The organism is Burkholderia alba, from assembly GCF_034721475.1.
In the GTDB taxonomy this organism is placed as follows: Bacteria; Pseudomonadota; Gammaproteobacteria; order Burkholderiales; family Burkholderiaceae; genus Burkholderia; species Burkholderia alba.
This window is the reverse complement of the sequence record NZ_JAWJWL010000012.1, coordinates 102416-124063: the sequence shown is the minus strand read 5'-3', so window position 1 is coordinate 124063 and position 21648 is coordinate 102416. Positions and strand designations below refer to the sequence as shown.

17 protein-coding genes and 1 pseudogene are annotated in these 21648 nt (G+C 65.5%); 11 read left to right on the top strand and 7 right to left on the bottom strand.

Annotated features, from left to right (window positions below):
* Window positions 1–34 precede the first annotated feature (34 nt).
* The 4 genes from RZR99_RS15735 to RZR99_RS15720 all read left to right on the top strand — a co-directional run bounded on the left by RZR99_RS15735 (window position 35) and on the right by RZR99_RS15720 (window position 2802).
* The gene (locus tag RZR99_RS15735) at window positions 35–760 is read left to right on the top strand and encodes a tetratricopeptide repeat protein (protein ID WP_323120706.1); all 726 of its coding nucleotides are present in this window, start codon (window positions 35–37) and stop codon (window positions 758–760) included.
* A gap of 51 nt (window positions 761–811) precedes the next feature.
* Entirely contained in the window at window positions 812–1387 is a 576-nt protein-coding gene (locus RZR99_RS15730) for a peptidylprolyl isomerase (RefSeq protein ID WP_323120705.1), read from the top strand.
* A gap of 100 nt (window positions 1388–1487) precedes the next feature.
* Window positions 1488–1979 carry a peptidylprolyl isomerase gene (locus RZR99_RS15725; RefSeq protein WP_323120704.1) on the top strand — a complete coding sequence of 164 codons (492 nt, stop codon included), beginning with the start codon at window positions 1488–1490 and terminating at the stop codon, window positions 1977–1979.
* Between the two features lie 22 nt (window positions 1980–2001).
* On the top strand, window positions 2002–2802 hold the full coding sequence (locus RZR99_RS15720; protein ID WP_323120703.1) for a UDP-2,3-diacylglucosamine diphosphatase: 801 nt from the start codon (window positions 2002–2004) through the stop codon (window positions 2800–2802).
* Between the two features lie 115 nt (window positions 2803–2917).
* Here the strand turns inward: RZR99_RS15720 and cysE are convergent, their stop codons facing one another.
* Together cysE and RZR99_RS15710 are read right to left on the bottom strand one after the other, a co-directional pair.
* Window positions 2918–3685 (bottom strand): serine O-acetyltransferase, encoded by a 768-nt coding sequence (gene cysE, locus RZR99_RS15715; protein WP_323120702.1) that lies wholly within the window; start codon window positions 3683–3685, stop codon window positions 2918–2920.
* Between the two features lie 198 nt (window positions 3686–3883).
* Window positions 3884–4690, bottom strand: a pseudogene (locus RZR99_RS15710) (RNA methyltransferase); the annotation flags it as partial.
* 311 nt (window positions 4691–5001) lie between these two features.
* On the opposite strand from RZR99_RS15710, the gene RZR99_RS15705 reads away from it, so the two are divergent.
* Window positions 5002–5805 (top strand): inositol monophosphatase family protein, encoded by an 804-nt coding sequence (locus RZR99_RS15705; protein ID WP_323120700.1) that lies wholly within the window; start codon window positions 5002–5004, stop codon window positions 5803–5805.
* Between the two features lie 182 nt (window positions 5806–5987).
* On the opposite strand, the gene RZR99_RS15700 is transcribed toward RZR99_RS15705, so the two are convergent.
* Window positions 5988–6548 carry a cysteine hydrolase family protein gene (locus RZR99_RS15700; protein WP_323120699.1) on the bottom strand — a complete coding sequence of 187 codons (561 nt, stop codon included), beginning with the start codon at window positions 6546–6548 and terminating at the stop codon, window positions 5988–5990.
* Window positions 6549–6667: 119 nt separating this feature from the next.
* On the opposite strand from RZR99_RS15700, the gene RZR99_RS15695 reads away from it, so the two are divergent.
* Entirely contained in the window at window positions 6668–7582 is a 915-nt protein-coding gene (locus RZR99_RS15695) for a LysR family transcriptional regulator (RefSeq protein WP_323120698.1), read from the top strand.
* A gap of 522 nt (window positions 7583–8104) precedes the next feature.
* A complete protein-coding gene (locus RZR99_RS15690; RefSeq protein WP_323120697.1) occupies window positions 8105–9394 on the top strand; it encodes an MFS transporter in 1290 nt (429 codons plus the stop codon).
* A 572-nt stretch (window positions 9395–9966) separates the two neighbouring features.
* Here RZR99_RS15690 and RZR99_RS15685 read toward each other — a convergent pair.
* A complete protein-coding gene (locus RZR99_RS15685) occupies window positions 9967–10815 on the bottom strand; it encodes an alpha/beta fold hydrolase (RefSeq protein ID WP_323120696.1) in 849 nt (282 codons plus the stop codon).
* 422 nt (window positions 10816–11237) lie between these two features.
* On the opposite strand from RZR99_RS15685, the gene RZR99_RS15680 reads away from it, so the two are divergent.
* Entirely contained in the window at window positions 11238–11525 is a 288-nt protein-coding gene (locus tag RZR99_RS15680; protein ID WP_323120695.1) for a hypothetical protein, read from the top strand.
* A gap of 603 nt (window positions 11526–12128) precedes the next feature.
* On the top strand, window positions 12129–13751 hold the full coding sequence (locus RZR99_RS15675) for an NAD(P)/FAD-dependent oxidoreductase (RefSeq protein WP_323120694.1): 1623 nt from the start codon (window positions 12129–12131) through the stop codon (window positions 13749–13751).
* A 459-nt stretch (window positions 13752–14210) separates the two neighbouring features.
* On the opposite strand, the gene RZR99_RS15670 is transcribed toward RZR99_RS15675, so the two are convergent.
* Together RZR99_RS15670 and RZR99_RS15665 are read right to left on the bottom strand one after the other, a co-directional pair.
* Window positions 14211–14555 (bottom strand): hypothetical protein, encoded by a 345-nt coding sequence (locus RZR99_RS15670; protein WP_323120693.1) that lies wholly within the window; start codon window positions 14553–14555, stop codon window positions 14211–14213.
* Between the two features lie 408 nt (window positions 14556–14963).
* On the bottom strand, window positions 14964–16217 hold the full coding sequence (locus RZR99_RS15665; protein ID WP_323120692.1) for a hypothetical protein: 1254 nt from the start codon (window positions 16215–16217) through the stop codon (window positions 14964–14966).
* A 983-nt stretch (window positions 16218–17200) separates the two neighbouring features.
* Between RZR99_RS15665 and mutS the strand changes: the two genes are divergently transcribed.
* Window positions 17201–19876 (top strand): DNA mismatch repair protein MutS, encoded by a 2676-nt coding sequence (mutS, locus tag RZR99_RS15660; protein WP_323120691.1) that lies wholly within the window; start codon window positions 17201–17203, stop codon window positions 19874–19876.
* Complete coding sequence (locus RZR99_RS15655; RefSeq protein WP_323120690.1) at window positions 19863–21113, top strand: hypothetical protein; 1251 nt, start codon at window positions 19863–19865, stop codon at window positions 21111–21113. The genes mutS and RZR99_RS15655 overlap by 14 nt, the downstream gene beginning before the upstream one ends.
* On the opposite strand, the gene RZR99_RS15650 is transcribed toward RZR99_RS15655, so the two are convergent.
* On the bottom strand, window positions 21093–21644 hold the full coding sequence (locus RZR99_RS15650) for an FKBP-type peptidyl-prolyl cis-trans isomerase (protein WP_323120689.1): 552 nt from the start codon (window positions 21642–21644) through the stop codon (window positions 21093–21095). The genes RZR99_RS15655 and RZR99_RS15650 overlap by 21 nt on opposite strands.
* Between the last annotated feature and the right edge of the window lie 4 nt (window positions 21645–21648).

The window sequence follows — 21648 nt, the reverse complement described above, 5'->3', positions numbered from 1 at the left end:
AATGGGTCGCAGTATAACATTCCGATTTGAGCCTATGAAACCTTCCCGCGGCCGCGCGCCGAGCGCTGCGACCCTCGTTGCGACCGCCGTCCTCGGCGCCGCGCTCATGCTCCTTCCGGCCGTGTCGGCCCATGCCCAGAAGGCCGTGTCGACCACCGACGGCACGCCCGAGATCGACGCATCGATCTCGAACCGGAACTGGGCGCAGGCGCTGACCCAGCTCGATGCGCGCATCGCGGCGAACCCGCGCGACGTGCAGGCGCAGTTCAAGCGCGGCACCGTGCTCGCCCGGATGAATCGCGACGACGACGCGATCAAGCAGTTCGTCGAGCTGACCCAGGCGTACCCGGAGCTTCCCGAGCCCTACAACAACCTGGCGGCGCTCTACGCGAAGCACGGCCGCTACGACGAGGCGCGCGCCGCGCTCGTCACGGCCACGCAGACCAATCCGAGCTACGGCCTGGCGTACGAGAATCTCGGCGACCTGTACCTGCGGCTCGCGGCCGAATCGTACAAGCGCGCGCAGACGCTCGGCCGCACGAGCGGCACCACCGCGCAGCGCCTCGCCGACCTGCAGAAGATCGTGTCGCCGCCGAAGGCGAAAGCGCCGGCCCCGTCGTCGTCGACGCGCGCGCGCGCCGAGCAGGCCGCCTCGAACGTGTCGGCCACCACGCTGCCGCTGTCGCCGACCTTCCAGTTCGGCGGCGGCCAGGGCGCCGCGCTGGCGACCCCGCCCTACTACGCCACGCCGTCGCAGTAAGCCGCGGCGCGCGGCATTCGCGTCTTGCTTTCACCCACCCAGAGGATCGTTATGAAACGTCTGTTGTTGGCGCTTGGCAGCGCCGCCCTCCTCGCGACCGCGCCCGCGTTCGCCCAAACGGCTACCGCGCATCCCGTCGTGCAGTTCAAGACCACGCAGGGCGACATCCGCGTCGAGCTGTACCCGGAGAAAGCGCCGAAGACCGTCGCCAACTTCCTCGACTACGTGAAGTCCGGCCAGTACAGCGGCACGATCTTCCATCGCGTGATCAAGGGCTTCATGATCCAGGGCGGCGGCTACAAGCCCAACTTCGACGAGAAGCCGACCCGCGCGCCGATTCCGCTCGAAAGCAAGAACGGCCTGAAGAACCTCACGGGCACCATCGCGATGGCACGCACGAGCGACCCGGATTCGGCCACCGCCCAGTTCTTCATCAACACCGTCGACAATGCGGGGCTCGACTATCCGAACCCGGACGGCAACGGCTACGCGGTGTTCGGCAAGGTCGTGTCGGGTCTCGACGTGGTCAAGAAGATCGAAGCCACGACGACGACGGTGCGCGGCCCGATGCGCGACGTGCCGGAAAAGCCGATCGTGATCGAATCGGCGACGATCGTTTCGAAGTAAGCCTCATCCAGCCGCAGGCTGCGAGGCCCGGCTCCCGTGCGCGGCCGCGTCGTCCAGACCGGCCGCGCGCCATTTAAACCACCTCATCGAAGGAATCATCATGGTTGAACTGCATACGAACCACGGCGTCATCAAGCTCGAACTCGACGCCGAGAAAGCGCCGAAGACGGTGGAGAACTTCCTCGACTACGTGAAGAAGGGTCACTACGACGGCACCGTCTTCCATCGCGTGATCAACGGCTTCATGATCCAGGGCGGCGGCTTCGAGCCGGGCATGACGCAAAAGCCGACCGACGCGCCGATCGACAACGAGGCGAACAACGGCCTCAAGAACGACACCTACACGGTCGCCATGGCCCGCACCAACGATCCGCACTCGGCCACCGCGCAATTCTTCATCAACGTGAACGACAACGACTTCCTCAACCACTCGTCGCCGACGCCGCAGGGCTGGGGCTACACGGTGTTCGGCAAGGTCGTCGAAGGCCAGGACGTGGTAGACAAGATCAAGGCCGTGAAGACGGGCAGCAAGGGCTTCCACCAGGACGTGCCGAACGACGACGTCGTGATCGAAAAAGCCGTCGCGGTCTGACGCGGCGCGAGGAGACCCTTCGATGCTGCAGGAAACACCACCGCGAAGCGTCTCCGCGGGCGTGCCGGGCGAGCATCAGCTCGCGAATGCGGCACGCCCGTTTCTGTTCATTTCCGACCTGCATCTGAGCGAGTCGATCCCGAACACCGTCGCGGCGTTCGAGCATTTCGTCCGCTTCACCGCCGACAGCGCCGACTCCGTGTTCATTCTCGGCGACCTGTTCGAATACTGGATCGGCGACGACATCCTCGACGACGATCCGTTCGCCGCCCGCATGGCCGCGCTGCTGCACACGTTCTCGGAACGGGGCATCGCGCTCTACGTCATGCACGGCAACCGCGATTTCCTGCTCGGCAGGCGCTTCATGAAGGCCGCCGGCGCAATGCTGCTGCCCGATCCGTCGGTGATCATGGCGTTCGGCAAACGCATCGTGCTCGCGCATGGCGACGCGCAGTGCACGGCGGACCGCGGCTATCAGATATTCCGGCGTTTCGCGCGCAACCGGCTCGCGCAATGGCTGTTCCTCGCGTGTCCGTTCCGCTGGCGCCGCCGCCTCGCCGAACGGATGCGCGCCAACAGCGAGGCGGGCAGAATCCGCCCCGCCTCGCCGCGCTACGACGTGACCGCGCGGGGTGTCGCCGCATTATTCCGGCTCAGCGGCGCGCAAACCTTCATCCATGGACACACGCATCGGCCCGCGCGTCATGACGACGCTGGCGGCGCACGCTGGGTGCTGCCCGACTGGGAACTCGATCACGGCCCGCACCGCGGCGGCTACTTGTGCGTGGACGCGGACGGGATTCGCGCGCTGCCGCTCGATTGACGCGGCGGGCGCCGAGCTGAACGGCTCCGCCAGCGACCGACTGCCCGGCCCCGCGCGACGCTGCCTTCCGGCGCAACGACAGGCGCGCGCGGCCGACCGGGCGCCCGCATCCGGCTCAACGTTCGAGCGCCCTGCCCTCCAGCGCGGCCGACAGCCGGCGCAGATCCAGCTGCGCGCCGTCCGCGCCCTGCAGCGCTTCCAGCCGAGTACCGAGACGCTCGAGCGCGGCGACGATCTCGTCGACCCGCTGGGTCTCCTTCGCCGCATGATCGATGAGCCCGTGGATCGCGAGCGACATCGGATCGTCGGCATTCGGCGTGATCCCGTATGCGCAGAATGCGGCGCGCTCCGGCGCGCGTTGCGCATCGGCCGGCATGACGACCCGCGCGGGATTGCCGACCGCGGTGCCGCCCGGCGGCACCGGTTTCACGACCACCGCGTTCGAGCCGATCTTCGCGCCCTCGCCGACCGTGAATCCGCCGAGCACCTTGGCGCCCGCGCCGACGATCACGCCGCGCGCCAGCGTCGGATGACGCTTCGCGCCGCGCGTGAGCGAGGTACCGCCGAGCGTCACGCCCTGGTAGATCGTGCAGTCGTCGCCGATCACGGCGGTCTCGCCGATCACCACGCCCATCCCGTGATCGATGAACACGCGCCGGCCGATCGCCGCGCCCGGATGGATCTCGATGCCGGTCAGGAACCGGCCCGACTGCGATACGAAACGGCCGAGCCAGTGCCAGCCGCGGCGCCAGCATGCGTGCGCAGCGCGATGGAGCACGAGCGCGTGCAGGCCCGGATAACACGTCAGCACTTCCCAGGCGCTGCGGGCGGCGGGATCGCGCTCGCGGATCGTGGCGATGTCTTCGCGAAGTCTCGTGAACATGGGGTCGCGGAAAGGGAACCCGGCACGAGGCTGCCGGGCATGGCCGATATCGGTTTGACTGCTTTGCTTATGACGTTTCATGATGTGCGGTCGATTGTAGGACCACTCGCGCGGGCGCGCTGGACGCGCCGCGTTCACCCCGACGCCGCAGGGGGTATTCGTCCGGCGGCGCGGCGACGCCTATTCGTTGTTGTCCGGGCCGCGCGCCTTCAGCAGCGCATGCTTGGCGATGCCGCGCAGGATATTCACCTCCTCGCGCTCGAGGCCGGTGCGGGCAAACAGCCGTCGCAGACGCGACATCAGTTTCTTCGGATGGCGGGGATCGAGAAATTCGAGCGCGATCAGCGCGTTTTCCAGATGGACATACATCCGTTCGATTTCGTCGCTCGGCGCGAGCGTGCCCGCATCGGCGTCCGGCACGCGCTCGCCGGACGGGTCGAGAAACGCGATGCGCAGTTCGTAGGACAGCACCTGCACGGCCTGCGCCAGATTGAGCGAGCTGTACGCGGGGTTCGCCGGGATATGCGCGAGCGCGCTGCAGCGCTCGACGTGCTCGTTCGACAGGCCGGTGCGCTCGTTGCCGAACACCAGCGCGATGTCGCCCGTCGCCACCTGCCGGCACGCCTCGCCCGCCGCGGCCCGCGGCGCGAGCCTAGGCGGCCCGTACTCGCGGGACCGGGCGGTCAGCGCGATCGACCAGTGCACGCCGTTCAGCGCGTCGGCGAGCGTCGGCACGACATGTGCCGATGCGAGCACGTCGTCGGCGCCGCTCGCCATCGCGATCGCTTCCGGATCGCTCTGGACATGCGGCACGCGCGGCGCGACCAGCACCAGCCGGGAGAACCCCATCGTCTTCAGTGCGCGCGCCGCCGCCCCGACGTTGCCGGGATGGCTGGGCTCGACGAGCACGAAGCGGGTGGACGTAAAGCCGCCGCGCCCGGGTCGGGCCGGATGGGGAGAAGCCGCGCCCGACAAAGGCGCGGACGGTTTCTGCGAGTCTTCCAAAACGGTTCGGTTCAATAGATCGGAAGCCGGTATGGTATCGCTAACTCCGCCGGCCGCCGCACTCATCCGGACGAATCAGGGGGTTTCCCCGCCCCCGATTCGCAAAAAGGCGCCGCGACTCAGGTAAAATCACGTTTTTGCGTGCGCCGCCGGAGTCACGGCGCGCACGCCGTTCTTTGCCAATTCGCGTCCTCCGTCGACGAAATGCGTGCTCCCGATGCGCCGTGCATCTACCCGAGCACCGCTCTTCGCCCGGTTCGATCACCCTATATTGTGGCGGCCCCGCGCCGCCTGCTTCAGGATTCAGGCCCATGCATCCCATGCTCAATATCGCTGTCAAGGCTGCGCGCCGCGCCGGACAGATCATCAACCGCGCATCGCTCGATCTCGATCTGATCGAGATCCGCAAGAAGCAGCACAACGATTTCGTGACGGAGATCGACAAGGCGTCGGAAGACGCCATCATCGAGACGCTGAAAACCGCCTACCCCGACCACGCGATCCTCGCGGAAGAATCGGGCCAGTCGGACAACGAATCCGAATTCCAGTGGATCATCGACCCGCTCGACGGCACGACCAACTTCATCCACGGCTTCCCGTACTACTGCGTGTCGATCGCGCTCTCGCACAAGGGCGTGATCACGCAGGCCGTCGTCTACGACCCGAACAACAACGATTTGTTTACCGCCACGCGCGGTCGCGGTGCGTACCTGAACGACCGCCGCATCCGCGTCGGCCGCCGCGACCGCCTTGCCGACGCGCTGGTCGGCACCGGCTTCCCGTTCCGCGAAAAGGACGGCCTCGAAGCGTACAGCCAGTTGTTCATCGAAATGACCCAGGCCTGCACCGGGTTGCGCCGCCCGGGCGCCGCCGCGCTCGATCTCGCGAACGTCGCGGCGGGCCGCCTCGACGGTTTCTTCGAACAAGGCATCAACGCGTGGGACATGGCGGCGGGCAGCCTGCTCATCACCGAAGCGGGCGGCCTCGTCGGCAACTACATGGGCGACTCCGACTTCCTCGATCGCCATGAGATCGTCGCGGCGAATCCGAAACTGTACGCGCAAATGATCCCGATCCTGAACCGCTACTCGCACCTGCGTCCGGCCGCGGAATAAGCGTTCCGCGCCAGGCCCCGACGGCGCCGACACGGCCCGCGTCGCCACCGCGACGCGGGCCGTTTTTCATGGGGACGCGCGAACGCCGCCGTGCACCGCGCCCGCCTCGCGCCTCCGACGGCGGCACTCACGACCGCATCCGGCGGCACGTACAACCGCCGTCGAAGCGCGTCTCCCTTCGTTCAGAGTCGGGCCAGAATGTCGGTGGTGTCAACCACTGTCGCGAACTCGCCGTGCAGGCTCGCCAGCGCGGTCTCGTGCATCTGCTCCGCGCTGAAATGCCGGCCGTCCGGGCCGCGGCGCTCGAACGTCGCCGTAGCGTCCGCGACAAGATAGGTCGTGAACCCGAGATTGCCGGCCATGCGCGTCGTGGTCGACACGCAGTGATCGGTCGTGAGGCCCACGATCACGAGCGTCGTCGCACCGCCGTCGCGCAGGCGCCGCTCGAGATCCGTGCCGATGAACGCGCTGTTGACCGCCTTGTCGATCACCGGCTCGCCCGGCTGCGATTGCGCTTCGGGCTTGACCTCGAAGCCCGGGCGATCCGGGCGGAGCGGACTGTCCAGCTCCGTCGAGCGATGCCGGATATGCACCACCGGCCGCCCCGCGTGCCGCCAGCCCGACAGCAGTGCCGCGATATGGCGCTCCGCGCCGGGATTGTTGCGTTGACCCCAACGCGGGTCGTCGAACGCTCGTTGTACGTCGATCACGATCAGCACGGTATCCCGCGGCAGCGAACTCATCCTGGGTTCCTTTCAAAAAAAGAGATGGTCAAGGCCGCATGATCCGGCCGCGATCGATTCCGCGACAACCGAAATCCCCGATAGTGGGCGCTCATCCATGAAAAATTTCGATGGACGTCATGCCCAAACCCAAGCTCAGCCAGCTGGAAATGCTGATCGCCGTAGCCGACACCGGCGGATTCGGCGCGGCCGCCGTCCAATTGGGATGCACCCAGTCGCGGATCAGCCACGCGATCACGACGCTCGAGGCAAGCCTCGGCGCGCGGCTGCTGACACGCTCGCGCAACGGCTGCGCGCCGACCGAGGCCGGCCACGGCGTGCTGGCGAAAGCGCGGAAAATCGTACGCCTGGCCGACAGCCTGGCGGATTTCGCGGACCGTCCGGCGGAGATCGTCGGCCGGGTGCGCATCGCCTGCTTCCGTAGCATCAGCACCCATGTGCTGCCGCATGCGCTGGAGGCGCTGGCCGCCGCCGCGCCCGGCATACGCATCGACATCGACGACGGATGCGAGGAGCGCGAGGATGTGACGCACGCCGTCGAAACGGGCCGCGCCGGGATCGGCGTCGCGCACTTGCCGGTGAGTCAAGGTCTGGTAGCCCACTCCTACGTGGCGGATACCTACGCGCTGGTCGCGCCCGCGTCGCTGCCGCTGCGCGCGCCGATCTCGTGGGCCCAATTCGACGGCCTGCCGTATCTCCAGCTCGACTGCTCCGGCGCCCGCTCGATCCTCGAACCATGCCGCGCGGCCGGCTTCTCCGCCGAACCGTCGCGCACCCTCGCGACCGACACCGGCATCACGGCAATGGTCAGGCATGGGATCGGCTATTCGATCCTGCCGCGTCTCGCGGTGTTTCCCGTTCCGGACGGCGTCCAGGTCGTCGATCTGCCGATTCCCGCGAAGCGGGCATTTGCGCTGATCGCCTTGCCCGACATCGCGCGCCTGAAGGCCGTGCAGATCGTCATGCAGGGCCTTCGCGATCAACGCGTCGTCGCGCGCGGCGATGCATTCCGCGCCGGGCGGGTCGGCTGGTAGCGACAGCCCGCATCCCCCCCTCGGCGCAGGCGCGCAGGTTGGACCCGTGTAACCGCCTCGGGCTGACCAGTCTTTTTCCTCCAGGCAGCCCCTTTCAGGCGCAGGTGGTGGCCTCTCCCGCGAACGCCGCGGCGCGGCGACGCCTTTCACCGAGCCCCCCCTTCATGAGGGGCGCGCCGTCACGCTCACCCGCTCTCGACCATCGGATCAAATATCACACAATTTATACGACGTCTTATATCAAAGAAACTAAAAATCGCCATTCAATCAATAAAACACACTCAGTCAATACAGAACATTCACTAAAACATCTATCGAGCGGCCTAATAGGTAGGTCGGCATCCCTGCAAACCCTTCAGTCGATTCTACGATGAACAGACATCGTATGATTCGTGTTAATTTGCTGCGACCGAAATCCCCGTCGCACCCAGGATTGGTCCGCACGCACCGCACCGCCCTTCGTGGCAGTCGCGCGCCGACGCACCGGTCTCATGACACCCAAATTCTCGGAGACAAGCCGCAATGACCTCGAAAATAAAAGGCCTTCGCTGGTGGATGATCGCGCTGCTGACGCTGGGCACGGTGGCGAACTACCTGGCCCGCAGTTCGCTGAGCGTCGCCGCACCGACGGTGATGCAGGATCTCCACATCAGCACCGCGCAGTACGGCTGGATCACCGGCGCGTTCCTCGTCACCTATCCGCTGGGCGGACCGCTGACGGGTTACATGATGGATCGCATCGGGCTTCGCTTCGGCTTCCTGCTGTGCGGCGTCGGCTGGTCGATCGCCTGCATGGCGCACGGGCTGGCCGACGGCTGGATCGGACTGTTCGTGCTGCGCGGCGCCCTCGGGCTTGCCGAGGCGTCGTTCCAGCCCGCCGGGATGCGCGCGGCGGCGTACTGGTTTCCGCCTCGGGAACGCGGACTCGCGGCCGGCATCGTGAACATCGGCGCATCGATCGGCGCGATCGCCGCGCCGCCGCTGATCGCATGGTCGATCCTGCGCTACAGTTGGCACGTCGCCTTTGTCGTCGCCGGCGCGGTCGGCCTCGTGTGGTCCGCGCTGTGGCTGCGCTACTACCGGCACCCGAACGAGCATCCGCAGCTGTCGTCCGAGGAAATGGCGCACATCAACGTCGACGAGCCCGCCGCCCCGGATCGCGATGCGCCCCGCCCGCGGCTGCGCCGGATCTTCGCGCAGCGCAATTTCTGGGGGATCGTGCTGCCGCGGTTCTTCGCGGATCCCGTCTGGATGACGCTGGTCTTCTGGATGCCGCTCTATCTGCACCAGGCACGCGGCTTCGACCTGAAGGCGATCGCGATGACCGCGTGGCTCCCCTTCGTCGCGGCGGATGTCGGCTGCATGATGGGCGGCGCCGTCTCGCTCTATCTGAACCGGCGCTTCAACATCACGATCCTGAACGGCAAGCGGCTGGTGTTCACGTTCGGCGCGCTGATCATGACCGCGATGGCGGGCGTCGGCTACGTGAAGGATCCCGCAACGGCAATCCTCCTGCTCTGCCTCGGCGGCTTCGCGCATCAGACCTTGTCGATCACCGTCATCTCGATGTCGGCCGATCTGTTTCCCCGTCATGAAGTGGCGACGATCACCGGTTTCGGCGGGCTGTCGGCGGGTGCCGGCAACCTCATCTTCACGCTGATGATGGGCGCGCTCGTGACCACGATCGGCTACACGCCGTTCTTCGTCATGCTGGGCTTCGGCGACCTGATCGGCGTCGTGCTGCTGTGGACGCTCGTGAAGCCTGCCGAGGAGCGCGTGCCCAGCGGCTCCGTCCGCGCGCTGGCGCCGTAGCCGAAGCCGACGCAGGCCGGGCATCCCCTGCAACGGAAGTGGCCCGTTTCGCGACCGAGCGTCCCGCCGGATTTCCGCGAGCTCGGCGAACCCCGGAAGGCAGGACTATGCCGAACGAAAGCCGCGCACCGGGTTCCATGCGCGAATCGGCTGCGCGCCGCTCGATTACTCGCTGAACATGCGCGTGCGGGAAAGGTGCGCGATGGCGAGCGATAAGGGAGGGCGACGTCGCGCCGGCTTGCGGTTTCGCCCGTCCCGGGCGTTTCGCCGGGCACTCCCGGAAAGACTTTGACGAGCGGCCGTCGGAGACCCTGCATGCCGTATCGGGAGCCGATGCGAAACCCTGACGCAGCGCGCGATCGACTCGGTCCCGGAGGAACACGGCCCGAATGAGAATCGCGGATCCGGTCGACGGTCGGTCAGGATCTTGGACCATCGTGTCCGTGATGACCGTGCCGGCATCTGGATGCCGGGAAGATATCCCATGCCGGAAGCGACTCCCGAATGGCGATCAGGAATCCGAAGGCAATCCAAGCACGGCGCGTTACGCTCAAGTTCCACCGGCAAGGTGTTCAGACGCCCTCGCCGCGAGAGGCGCGCATCCGCCCGATGGTCGCCACAATCGCCTCCACGAGTGCCTGCGGCGCATCACGCTGCACGAAGTGCTCGCTGGCCGGAACGCTGATGTGCACGGCCCGCGCCGAGCAGCGCAGCAGATCGTGCTGAAGACCGTCCCAGCGCGCCTGCAATGAGCCGCGCGATGCGTCGGGAAAGAGCCGTGAGCGCGCGAACGCGTTCGCTGTGACCACGGTGACGGGCAATTCTCCCAGCGAAGAAAATCCGGCCGATTCGCGCAGACTCGCCTCCAGATCGATGCGTTCAGGCGTCGCCTCCGGATCGCGCCAGCCTCCGGTCCAGAACGCGCGCATCCGGGATCGCTCGGGCGATTCGGGGACATCCGCGTCGTCGAATGCACCGGCGAACAGGTCGAACTGACGCGCGTGCATCGACTCCGCCAAGACCAGCCCGCACACGTCGGCGCGATAGCGTTCGGCAAACGTCCGCACCAGAAGACCGCCGAACGAATGGCCGACCAGCAGGTAGGGGCCGGGCGCGCTCACGGCCCGCAACAGGTCTCGCAACTCGTCGGCCAGGCCGGCCGCGCTGCGCACGGCTGGCGGCGGATCGCTGCGACCTCGTCCAGGCCGGTCATAGCTGAGTACGCCGTAGCGCCGCGCGAGCGCGGCACGGACCACGCGCCATTCGGCGCTTTCCGCGCCAAGTCCAGTTTCCAGCACGACCGTCGGCTCGCCCGCCCCAGACAGCACATAGGCGATTCGTCCGTGGCGAAGACAGACGGTACGTACGGGTTCGTCGGACATGTCGGGCAACCCCGCGCGGGCGGCAAAGTCGGGCGGCATGGCGGGCTTCGTCACGAGAAGAGGAGGCAACCATACTAACGGATGTACCGGGAAAACACGGCTTTGTCGGGTTCGGCCGTCAACGACGAAGCAATCCGCGATGTGGCGGAAGACATCCTACGGAACAGGCCGTCGATCATGAAACGGCGAATCGATTTTGCAGAAGCGGCAGGCACGATCAGGAACCGCCGAGCGATCTTCAATCGCGGCATGAGTCCGGGCATCGCCCGGAATATCCGTCGATTCTCCGGGACGAACCTCCCGTAACGAACGGTGCATTTTCTCGCGCGACGCCCCTGCTTAACCTGATGCCACCAGACCCGCGCAAACGGGTGTGGCGTCGTCTGAACGTCGTCGGGCCGACGCGCATGCGTGCGTCGCCGCCGCGATGAAGATGCAACCACTCTTTCGAGGAGCCCAGCATGCCTCAGCAAAACATCGCCGCCGAAGCAACGCTTCTGTTCGACTTCGGCGTGAATTCCCCGGTGACGATTCGCAATCCGGGGCCGAACGACGCGGACGTACACGTCGACTACAACCGCGGCACCGCCGCGGCGCCCGTCTGGAGCAGTGCGCTGACGGGCGCATCCGGCATCCCCAATCCGAAACGCCTGCGCACCGGCGACAGCTTCGTCGTCAGGCGAGCCGATCTGGAGAGCGAGCACGTGCGGATCGGCGTGCACGGCAATGGCGTCACGGTGAATGACTGACGCCACGTCGGTGTCGTCGCCTTTTCCTGGTGCGTGGCCGGCCGGTGGCCGGCCATTCTCGTTTATCGCGGATCCCGGACAGCACCCGCCGATCGGCTTCGATGGCGCAGCGGCGTCCCCGTGTTGCAGATCAGACCGAAATAGGTTTGCAGCGCGGGGAGCGCTTTCCTATAATCGCTGCGCCACGAAAAGCGACGCTGCGTGCGGAGCACGGCGCCACCGCCCTTTTCCTCAGGCACCCGCATTTTTGTGGGCATGGATATCGATGTGCTATGTTGGCCAGCTTGAGCGACATGGGCGGCCAAGCCCGCATGGCGTGGCTTGCGCGCAAATCACCCGCCGGCAGGGTCATGCCGGAGCGCTTTTCGCTTTCCGATTGCCCGAGAGCGGAGAAATCTTCCCCGCATGAGGGTTGCTTCGTGCTCGGCCCTGCAATCGCCCGAGTGGTCCGGTCTGGTCGGTGCGCAGCGCCTCGTGCAGCTTTTCCGGCGACGAATGATTTGCATCCGAGATGCCCGCAGGGCGAACAGTACCGCCACCCGCATGTCGACCCCCACTGTATCAACACCGCCACGGTTCCGTGGCGACTGCATTCGAGTACTCATGTTACGGTTAAGCGAAGTTAAACTCCCCCTCGACCATCCCGAAAGCGCGCTCGAAGCCGCGATTCGCGCGCGCCTCGCGGACCTTGGCGTGGCGGAAGACGGGCTCGTCCGTTACACCGTGTTCCGCCGTGCGCACGATGCACGCAAGCGCTCCGACATCAAGCTGACGTATATCGTCGATGTCGAAGTCAAGGACGAAGCGGCCGCGCTCGCCCAACTCGCCGGCAAACCGCATTGCAGCTTGACGCCCGACATGGCGTACCGCTTTGTCGCGAAGGCCCCCGAGCACATCGCCTCCCTGCGCCCGGTTGTCATTGGCATGGGGCCGTGCGGCCTCTTCGCAGGGCTTCTCCTGGCGCAAATGGGATTCCGCCCCATCATCCTCGAGCGCGGCAAAGCCGTGCGTGAGCGGACGAAGGACACCTTCGGCCTGTGGCGCAAGGGCGTACTCAATCCGGAATCCAACGTGCAGTTCGGGGAAGGCGGGGCCGGGACGTTTTCCGACGGCAAGCTGTACAGCCAGATCAAGGACCCCAACCACTATGGCCGCAAGGTGCTGGACGAATTCGTCAAGGCGGGCGCACCGGAAGACATCCTGTATCTGAGCCGGCCTCACATCGGCACGTTCCGCCTCGTCAGCATGGTGGAAAAAATGCGCGCGACCATTCATGAACTGGGCGGCGAAGTCCGCTTCGAAACCCGGGTCGACGACATCGAAATCGATCGGGGCAAGGTACGGTCGCTCAAGCTGTCGAACGGGGAAACGCTCCAGTGCGACCATGTGGTGCTGGCCGTGGGCCACAGCGCGCGCGACACCTTCCAGATGCTGAACGATCGCGGCGTGTACATCGAAGCCAAGCCGTTTTCGCTGGGTTTTCGCATCGAGCATCCGCAAGGGTTGATCGATCGCAGCCGCTTCGGCAAGTTTGCAGGCCACAAGCAACTCGGCGCGGCCGATTACAAGGTGGTCCACCACGCCAGTAACGGGCGGGCCGTCTACAGTTTTTGCATGTGTCCTGGCGGCACGGTGGTCGCGGCGACCTCCGAGCCGGGCCGTGTGGTCACCAATGGCATGAGCCAGTATTCCCGGGCCGAACGCAACGCGAATGCGGGCATCGTCGTCGGCATCACGCCGGAAGACTATCCCGGCGGTCCGCTGGCGGGCATCGCGTTCCAGCGGAAGTGGGAAGAGCGCGCATTCGAACTCGGCGGCAGCGATTACCGCGCGCCGGGCCAGCTGGTCGGGGATTTCATCGCGGGCCGGCCGTCGACGTCGCTCGGCTCCGTGGAGCCCTCGTACAAGCCTGGCGTGCGCCCGACCGATCTCAGCACCGCGCTCCCGGACTACGTGATCGAGGCCATCCGCGAAGCCCTGCCCCAGATCGACAAGAAGATCGCCGGCTTCGCGATGCACGATGCCGTGCTCACCGGCGTGGAGACGCGCACTTCGTCGCCGATCCGGGTTCGACGCAAAGACGATTATCAGAGCATGAACGTCGAAGGCCTGTATCCGGCCGGCGAAGGCGCGGGATATGCGGGCGGCATCTACTCGGCAGCCATCGACGGCATCGAAGTCGCGCAAGCGGTGGCGCTCAGTCTGGCGTCGGCGCACGCGTCCTGAGGGCGCCCCCCGGGATTTCGCGGGGACGTGGCTTCAACGCAGCCCTGCCGCCGTGTCGTACCGTCCGGGGCTCGCGCCGACGAGATAGCTGCCGGAACTGATTCGACGACCCGTACATTCTGCCGTCGGATCAGTTTCCGTCAGAGCAAGACGACCGGCTGCACGACATCAGCCCGGCTGAGCCCCATTCGCCCGCGCCGACCTGCCTCCGGTATCGGCAACCCTGGCTTCATCGATCGACTGCTTCCTTGCGCCCCTGCATCGAGATGAGCATTCGGGCTGCCGCACCCGCATCTTTCCTGACAAGGCTTCTATGCCGCCACTTATGCGGACATGTTCACTTCGCTTAGTCGCCATACCCGCATCAAGCATCCCGAACTGAGTGAATGATTTCCCCCTTATTCAGGAAATGGGTTCGGTAAATTGAGTATGGGACAAGGCTCCCGATCGGCATGATGGTTAGAAAAATCCCGCGCATTCAGTTTTCTTCCGGAGAATGCTGTCGAAAAACACCATCAGCCCGTCGATACCAAATCGCGCTTCCTGACTTTCCCGAAAACCTTGGAACGCCGCCTTTGTTTCTGCGGAGCTCAGCACACAACCGGCGGCCCGCCTCTTTTCACTCCTCTGCCACGCCTCGTAGTCCGCGTCCATCATGCGTTTCGCCAGCGAAGCATTGGATTGCTGCCAGCTTTCCGCAGCAGCCACATAATCACCTTTAATTGGGTAGGCGCCCGCGTTGGAAGTGAAGATCGATGTTGCAAGTGCGGCGAAAACCAATATGCCCAGCGACACGGATTTCATAAGCTTCTCCCTTGGCGTCCTCCCGAAGCGGAGCGGAACCTCGTAGAAGGCGATGACTTCGGTACCCGCCCGATCGCGGCGGCTGTTCCGGCAGACCCTGTTCTGGCAAGTTCCGACGATCCGCTCATGGTCGCCGACCACGGCCGCCGAGCAGCCTGAGCCGACCTGGGTGCCGACATCGATTGATCACGATGCAACGCGCGGCGGATAACACACGATGCCCGCCATAACGCTGGCCTGCGAAATTAGACGAAGGCGATCCATAGTGAATCCTATTGAACGACGAACGTGTCGTCCGGTGCGGTTAGATTGTTCTCCCGCCGCAGGTCCACTGGACCCATGACGTCCTCGACCCGGCGAGCGGTGTCCTGCACGAACGCCGCTCGCTGATACGGAGCGTCTTGATCCTTAAGGCACGGATTGATAAATCGCCTGGGCATTTTCGGCACCGCTCTCTCCGACCCCCGCCTCCTTCGTGCCCGACTTGGACAGCGCCGTGACGACTGCATTGGGCCCACCCTCCGGCGAGCCGTCGTCCACGACCGTGCTACTGCCGGACTCGACGTGCATCGGATGCGTATCACCCGCCCAGGTTTCAAAGTTGCCTACCATTTTTCCGTTGTTCCCGATCGCACCGATGCCCCCATGTATCGCGCCCGACGGAAGCGTCAGCCCGCTCGCATTCGTATTGCCGCCGGCCGGATTCCAGACAGCGGGTTCCGAGAACCCCGCCAGCGATCCGCCCGCCAGAAAGCTGACGGCCACGACGCCCGAATCGTTCTGGGCGATGCGGGTCGTATGCAAGATCGTTCCACCGTTGACGGTCATCAAGACTGCGGGGCCCGTGCCACCGGGTCCCCACTGCACTGCGCGGCGCGTATCGGTCCCGTAAATACATTCGCCCAGAATCTGGCCGCTCAGATTGATCTGGCTGGCCGCGCAATAGCTCGCACCGCTCGGAACCGGCAAGCTCGCATAGCTGGACGACAGCGTCGGCCACAGCACCGCCACGGACTTGCCGCTGCTGCCGGCGGGGCAGTTCCCGACCACGGACGGCGTCGCGGCATCGTTGATGCTGGCTGGTGCGCAATTGGCTAGAGGGGCGAGTAAAGCGGTATTGAACGGCGTAGCCGTACCGCTTCCCGACCAGTACACCGGGAGCGCGATATCGTTGCCGTCCACGCTGACGCCCACCGTGATGCCTTGGGCGTTGACATCGGCCGCGCTCGTCCGGACCCCCGGGTCCAAAATTCCAAGCGTCCCTGGATAGGGCATCAACTGCCTGGGCGACGCGGGCGAGCCGGCCACCCACGATACCGCTTGCCAGACCTCGTTCCCATCTTGACAGGCGCCGATGATGGTTTCTGTTCCGGCGACCGCATTGTTGATCGCCTGACTGGCGCAAGGCACACCGCCCGGGGTTGACGGCAGCGCGGACAACTGTGTCTCGGTACCGGCGACGGTGACATAAGTCACGGCGGTATTGTTGACCTCACAGTTCGCGATCACAGTACCCGCATCGTTGATATCCACGGCCGCGCATTGGCTAGCACCACTTGGATTGCCATCGGTCCAGGCATAGGCCGGTGTGCACAAACCGGTGAAGGCGGCGCCGACGACATACAAGCCGAGCACCGCCTTGAAACGGATGTTCGCTTTCATTTCCCCTCCGGAATTTTCTCTTCTCACATCTGGTAGAAATCGTTATGGCCCGCAAAAGACGCAGCCTTATTCGTGTCTCTCGCCCAACATATTGACAGTCAATAAATGACAATTAATAATCGACGCCAACATATCAACACCCAACCAAGCAATCACTCCGGAACACGCAATGAATCGTAGAACGTCAAATTCAAATATCAAGATCAATCAAATATCATTTTTTTATTAATTAAAATTAAATTACCGACAAATCACACAAGCAAAATAAATTTCAATATCATTACCAATTAAACAAGCAACCACGAACAGTGCCCGGCATTGTGAATGTATTTTCCGGATGAATATCATTTTCGAGTCCCGAGCACGTCCACGTAGCAAACGATCCGCTTTCGATCGGTAACCCGGATTATGTAGAAGCCGAGAATCGCGTCCCAATGCGGTTCGGCGATCGAGATTCGCTCCCGAAATACGTCGACACTCGACGTTGAATCTTTCACGGACGGTTCGCATGACCACCCCGCACCGATTCGCGAATCGGATGGTCGGAAGGGCCCGACTATCCCGGCGGAAGTGATCCGCTCACGCACGATCGACGCCTGTTCCGTCGTGGCTAAGTGTGGGATCGGCACGACGTCCACGTGGATCCGCAGAACACGCGACGCTGATCCGATCGCGGCTCGAATTGCGGTGTAGTCTCGCCTGCCCAGCACCGCCCGCCAGAACACGCGGACGCGAGCGTCGCGTGAGGCAATCGCCTTGCACTTAACGGGGAGAGCCTTTCCGCCGCCCGACGAACATGTGGGCCGACGACCCGCTCACCCACGCGCGCAACCAGGCAAACTCCCCTAGGCAGTCCAATCGGCATCCAGGATTCCCCCGGCACTCCCTCTCCCGCCCCAATTAGCCATTTAGCCAACTCCTGCCCGTCTCCCAACAAGGTAAACTCACACTCAATTTCGTATACGCATCCAATCATTTTCAAGATGAGCATTCAGACAGCAGCACCCGCCGAAACAGCCGCCTCGCTCGCGAACCACACGCCGATGATGCAGCAGTACCTGCGCATCAAGGCCGACCACCCCGACACGCTCGTCTTCTACCGGATGGGCGATTTCTACGAACTGTTCTACGACGACGCGGAAAAAGCCGCGCGCCTGCTCGACCTGACGCTCACGCAGCGCGGGGCGTCGGCCGGCACGCCGATCAAGATGGCGGGCGTCCCGCACCACGCGGTCGAGCAATATCTCGCGAAGCTCGTGAAATTCGGCGAATCGGTCGCGCTGTGCGAACAGATCGGCGACCCGGCCACGTCGAAAGGCCCGGTCGAACGCAAAGTCGTCCGCGTCGTCACGCCGGGTACGCTCACCGACGCCGCGCTGCTCTCCGACAAGAACGACGTCTACCTGCTCGCGCTGTGCGTCGGCCATAACAAGCGCGGCGTCCCCGCGAATCTGGGGCTCGCGTGGCTCAACCTCGCCAGCGGCGCGCTGCGGCTCGCGGAACTCGCGCCCGACCAGTTGGGCGCGGCGCTCGAGCGAATCCGTCCGGCCGAGATCCTGGCGGCCGACGCCGATGTCGGGGCCGTACCCGCCGGCGCGGGCGCCATGACGCGCGTACCGGCCTGGCACTTCGACATCGCCTCGGGCACCCAGCGCCTGTGCGACCAGCTCGACGTCGCGGGCCTCGACGGCTTCGGCGCGCATTCGCTCACGAGCGCGTGCGGCGCCGCGGGCGCCTTGCTGCTCTATGCGGCCGCGACGCAGGGCCAGCAATTGCGCCACGTGCGCAGCCTCAAGGTCGAGAACGAATCCGAATATATCGGGCTCGATCCGTCGACGCGGCGCAACCTGGAGCTCACGGAAACGCTGCGCGGCACCGAGTCGCCCACGCTCTACTCCCTGCTCGACACCTGCTGCACGACGATGGGCAGCCGGCTGCTGCGCCACTGGCTGCATCATCCGCCGCGCGCGTCGGTCGCCGCGCGCACGCGCCAGCAGGCGATCGGCGCGCTGCTCGACGCGCCCGCGCACACGGGCCTCGATCCCCTGCGCGCCGCGCTGCGGCAGATTTCCGATGTCGAGCGGATCACCGGCCGCCTGGCGCTGCTGTCGGCCCGTCCGCGCGACCTGTCCAGCCTGCGCGACACCTTCGCCGCGCTGCCGGCGCTGCGCCGGCGCGTCGCCGAGATCGCGCCGAACGCGGCCGCGCTCGGCCGTCTCGAAGCGGCGCTCGAACCGCCCGCCGAATGCCTGGATCTGCTGACCCACGCAATCGCCGCCGAACCCGCCGCCATGGTTCGCGACGGCGGCGTGATCGCGCGCGGCTACGATGCCGATCTCGACGAGCTACGCGACATCTCGGAGAACTGCGGCCAGTTCCTGATCGATCTCGAATCGCGCGAACGCGCGCGCACCGGCATCGCGAATCTGCGCGTCGAATACAACAAGGTCCACGGTTTCTATATCGAGGTCACGCGCGGCCAGACCGACAAGGTGCCGGACGACTACCGCCGCCGCCAGACCCTGAAGAACGCCGAGCGCTACATCACGCCCGAGCTGAAGACCTTCGAGGACAAGGCGCTGTCCGCGCAGGAGCGCGCGCTCGCGCGCGAACGCGCGCTATACGACGGCGTGCTGCAGGCGCTGCTGCCGTTCATCGCCGAATGCCAGCGCGTCGCGGGCGGCCTGGCGGAGCTGGATCTGCTGGCGGCCTTCGCCGAACGCGCCCGCGCGCTCGACTGGGTCGCCCCCGAGTTCTCCGACGAGATCGGCATCGAGATCGAACAGGGCCGCCATCCGGTCGTCGAAGCACAGGTCGAACAGTTCATCGCGAACGACTGCCGGCTGAACCCCGAGCGCAAGCTGCTGCTGATCACCGGCCCGAACATGGGCGGTAAGTCGACATTCATGCGTCAAACGGCGCTGATCGCGCTGATGGCCTACGTCGGCAGCTACGTCCCGGCGAAAGCGGCCCGCTTCGGCCCGATCGACCGCATCTTCACGCGGATCGGCGCCGCGGACGATCTCGCCGGCGGCCGCTCGACCTTCATGGTCGAGATGACCGAAGCCGCCGCGATCCTCAACGACGCGACGCCGCAAAGCCTCGTGCTGATGGACGAAATCGGCCGGGGCACGTCGACCTTCGACGGCCTCGCGCTCGCCTGGGCCATCGCACGCCACCTGCTGTCGCACAACGCGTGCTACACGTTGTTCGCGACCCACTACTTCGAGCTGACGCAACTGCCCACGGAGTTTCCGCACGCGGCCAACGTCCACCTGTCCGCCGTCGAACACGGTCATGGCATCGTGTTCCTGCACGCGGTCGACGAAGGGCCGGCGAATCAGAGCTACGGCCTGCAGGTCGCCCAGCTGGCCGGCGTGCCGACACCGGTGATCCGCGCCGCCCGCAAGCATCTCGCCTATCTCGAACAGCAGTCCGCCGCGCAGGTCACGCCGCAGCTCGACCTGTTCGCCGCGCCGCCGGCGCACGGCGACACGGACGACGACGCCGACGAGCCCCCGGCCGCCGCGGCGCCGCATCCTGCGCTCGAGCGCCTGCTCGAACTCGACCCGGACGATCTGAAGCCCCGCGATGCGCTCGACTTGCTCTATGAGCTGCACGCGCTCGCCCGGGCAGGCGGAACGGATGCAAAGGGCTGACGGCCGCCGGCCGCCGCGCGGCAGGCTGCGCACGCACGCGCTCGCCGCGTTGCTCGCGGCCGCGATGGCGGGCCACGCCGTTGCCGCGCCGGATTCGCGCGGCACCGCGCCTTACTCGTTCGCAGTCCTCACCGGCGTCATGGAAGCCCCCGCGGACGAGGCCCCCGCACAACGCCTGTTCGATGCGATCGGCCGCGATCGCACGGTGTCGTTCATCGTCTATGACGGCAACCTGAAAGGCCCGCGCGAGCCCTGTCGCGACTCGCTGTACGAGCAGCGGATGGCGCTGCTCAACGCATCGCGCGCACCGCTCGTGTTTCTCCCCGGGCAGTCCGACTGGGCGATCTGCGGCGCACCGTCGCTCGGTGGCTACGACCCTGTCGAGCGGCTCGACTTCCTGCGGCAGGATCTGCTCTCCGATCCCACGTCGTTCGGCCAGACGCCGCTGCAACTGACCCGCGAGAGCGAGGTTCCGCGCTTTCGGCCCTATCGGGAGAACGTCCGCTGGGTGCAGGGCGACACGGTCTTCATCGGTCTCAACGCTCCTGCGCCGAACAACCGCTACCTGACCGCGGGCGGTCGCAACGGCGAGTTCGAAGACCGCGTGATCGCCAACGCTTTCTGGATCGACCATGCGGCCGAGTATGCGAAACGCCGCGACGCGCGCGCGCTCGTGATCCTCCTCGAAGGCGATCCGCAATTCGAGCGTTACGAGCGATCCGACCGTTTTGCGTGGCTGCGCTTCAACCGGCCGCGCACACGGGACGGCTTTCGGGAAATGAAACGCTCGCTGGTCAAGGCCTCGACGATTTTCCGCGGCTCGATTCTCGTCGTGCATGCGGGCAGCGATGCGCTGCCCGACGGGTTCCGGATCGACCGGCCGCTGCACAACGACAAGGGGGATCTGGTGGGCAATCTGACCCGGGTGGTTGTTGCGCCGCATCAGAGACTCGCCCAATGGCTGAGGATCGGCGTCAATCCGGCGCGCCAGCCGATGTTCAGCATCAGCTTGCAAGAGGTGCCGAAGCATCTGCCTCAGCCGCCCGCCCTGCCCGTCACGCCGCGCGACGATACGCCGCTGCCGCCGATGCCGGAAATCCCGTCCTGGCCGGATCTGCCCGACTCCGGCGCGAGCGGCGCGGTGCCGCCCGGTTACGATCATCACGATCACGACTATCGCGTGCCCGACTCCATGCCGGGCGCCGCCTCGTCGGGTTCAGTGCAGAGTGCGCCCTGAGTTGCGGTCGTCCCCTGCTTCGCCTTCTTCATCGTCTTCGTCGACGATCTCGAGACCTTCCGCACCATGCGCATGCTCGTGCTCGATCTCGTCTTCCGTCGCCTCGCGCACGTCCTTGACGGTCAGCGCGAAGCGCAGCGCCATGCCGGCCAGCGGATGATTGCCGTCGAGCACGACCTTGTCTTCCGCCACGTCGGTCACCGTGTAGATCAGCGAATCCATTTCCTCGTCGCCGTCTTCCGGCGTGCCTTCGAACTGCATGCCGACTTCGAGCGGCTCCGGAAAGCGGTCGCGCGGCTCGATCTTCACCAGCTCCGGATCGTAATCGCCGAAGGCGTCCTGCGGTTCGAGCTGAACCTGCGTCTCGAAGCCCGGCTCATGGCCGTCGAGCTGTTCCTCGATCTTGGGGAACGTGCCATCATAGCCGCCGTGCAGATAAACCATCGGCTCGTCGCTTTCCTCGATCAGATTGCCCTGTGAGTCCGACAGCTTGTAAGTGACCGAGACCACAGTGTTTTTTGCGATTTTCATCCAA

What these genes read in the sequence shown, in the direction of transcription:
- RZR99_RS15735 (WP_323120706.1), top strand. Translation starts at nt 35, where the DNA reads ATGAAACCTTCCCGCGGCCGCGCGCCGAGCGCTGCGACCCTCGTTGCG.
- RZR99_RS15730 (WP_323120705.1), top strand. Translation starts at nt 812, where the DNA reads ATGAAACGTCTGTTGTTGGCGCTTGGCAGCGCCGCCCTCCTCGCGACC.
- RZR99_RS15725 (WP_323120704.1), top strand. Translation starts at nt 1,488, where the DNA reads ATGGTTGAACTGCATACGAACCACGGCGTCATCAAGCTCGAACTCGAC.
- RZR99_RS15720 (WP_323120703.1), top strand. Translation starts at nt 2,002, where the DNA reads ATGCTGCAGGAAACACCACCGCGAAGCGTCTCCGCGGGCGTGCCGGGC.
- cysE (WP_323120702.1), bottom strand. Translation starts at nt 3,685, where the DNA reads ATGTTCACGAGACTTCGCGAAGACATCGCCACGATCCGCGAGCGCGAT.
- RZR99_RS15705 (WP_323120700.1), top strand. Translation starts at nt 5,002, where the DNA reads ATGCATCCCATGCTCAATATCGCTGTCAAGGCTGCGCGCCGCGCCGGA.
- RZR99_RS15700 (WP_323120699.1), bottom strand. Translation starts at nt 6,548, where the DNA reads ATGAGTTCGCTGCCGCGGGATACCGTGCTGATCGTGATCGACGTACAA.
- RZR99_RS15695 (WP_323120698.1), top strand. Translation starts at nt 6,668, where the DNA reads ATGCCCAAACCCAAGCTCAGCCAGCTGGAAATGCTGATCGCCGTAGCC.
- RZR99_RS15690 (WP_323120697.1), top strand. Translation starts at nt 8,105, where the DNA reads ATGACCTCGAAAATAAAAGGCCTTCGCTGGTGGATGATCGCGCTGCTG.
- RZR99_RS15685 (WP_323120696.1), bottom strand. Translation starts at nt 10,815, where the DNA reads ATGCCGCCCGACTTTGCCGCCCGCGCGGGGTTGCCCGACATGTCCGAC.
- RZR99_RS15680 (WP_323120695.1), top strand. Translation starts at nt 11,238, where the DNA reads ATGCCTCAGCAAAACATCGCCGCCGAAGCAACGCTTCTGTTCGACTTC.
- RZR99_RS15675 (WP_323120694.1), top strand. Translation starts at nt 12,129, where the DNA reads ATGTTACGGTTAAGCGAAGTTAAACTCCCCCTCGACCATCCCGAAAGC.
- RZR99_RS15670 (WP_323120693.1), bottom strand. Translation starts at nt 14,555, where the DNA reads ATGAAATCCGTGTCGCTGGGCATATTGGTTTTCGCCGCACTTGCAACA.
- RZR99_RS15665 (WP_323120692.1), bottom strand. Translation starts at nt 16,217, where the DNA reads ATGAAAGCGAACATCCGTTTCAAGGCGGTGCTCGGCTTGTATGTCGTC.
- mutS (WP_323120691.1), top strand. Translation starts at nt 17,201, where the DNA reads ATGAGCATTCAGACAGCAGCACCCGCCGAAACAGCCGCCTCGCTCGCG.
- RZR99_RS15655 (WP_323120690.1), top strand. Translation starts at nt 19,863, where the DNA reads ATGCAAAGGGCTGACGGCCGCCGGCCGCCGCGCGGCAGGCTGCGCACG.
- RZR99_RS15650 (WP_323120689.1), bottom strand. Translation starts at nt 21,644, where the DNA reads ATGAAAATCGCAAAAAACACTGTGGTCTCGGTCACTTACAAGCTGTCG.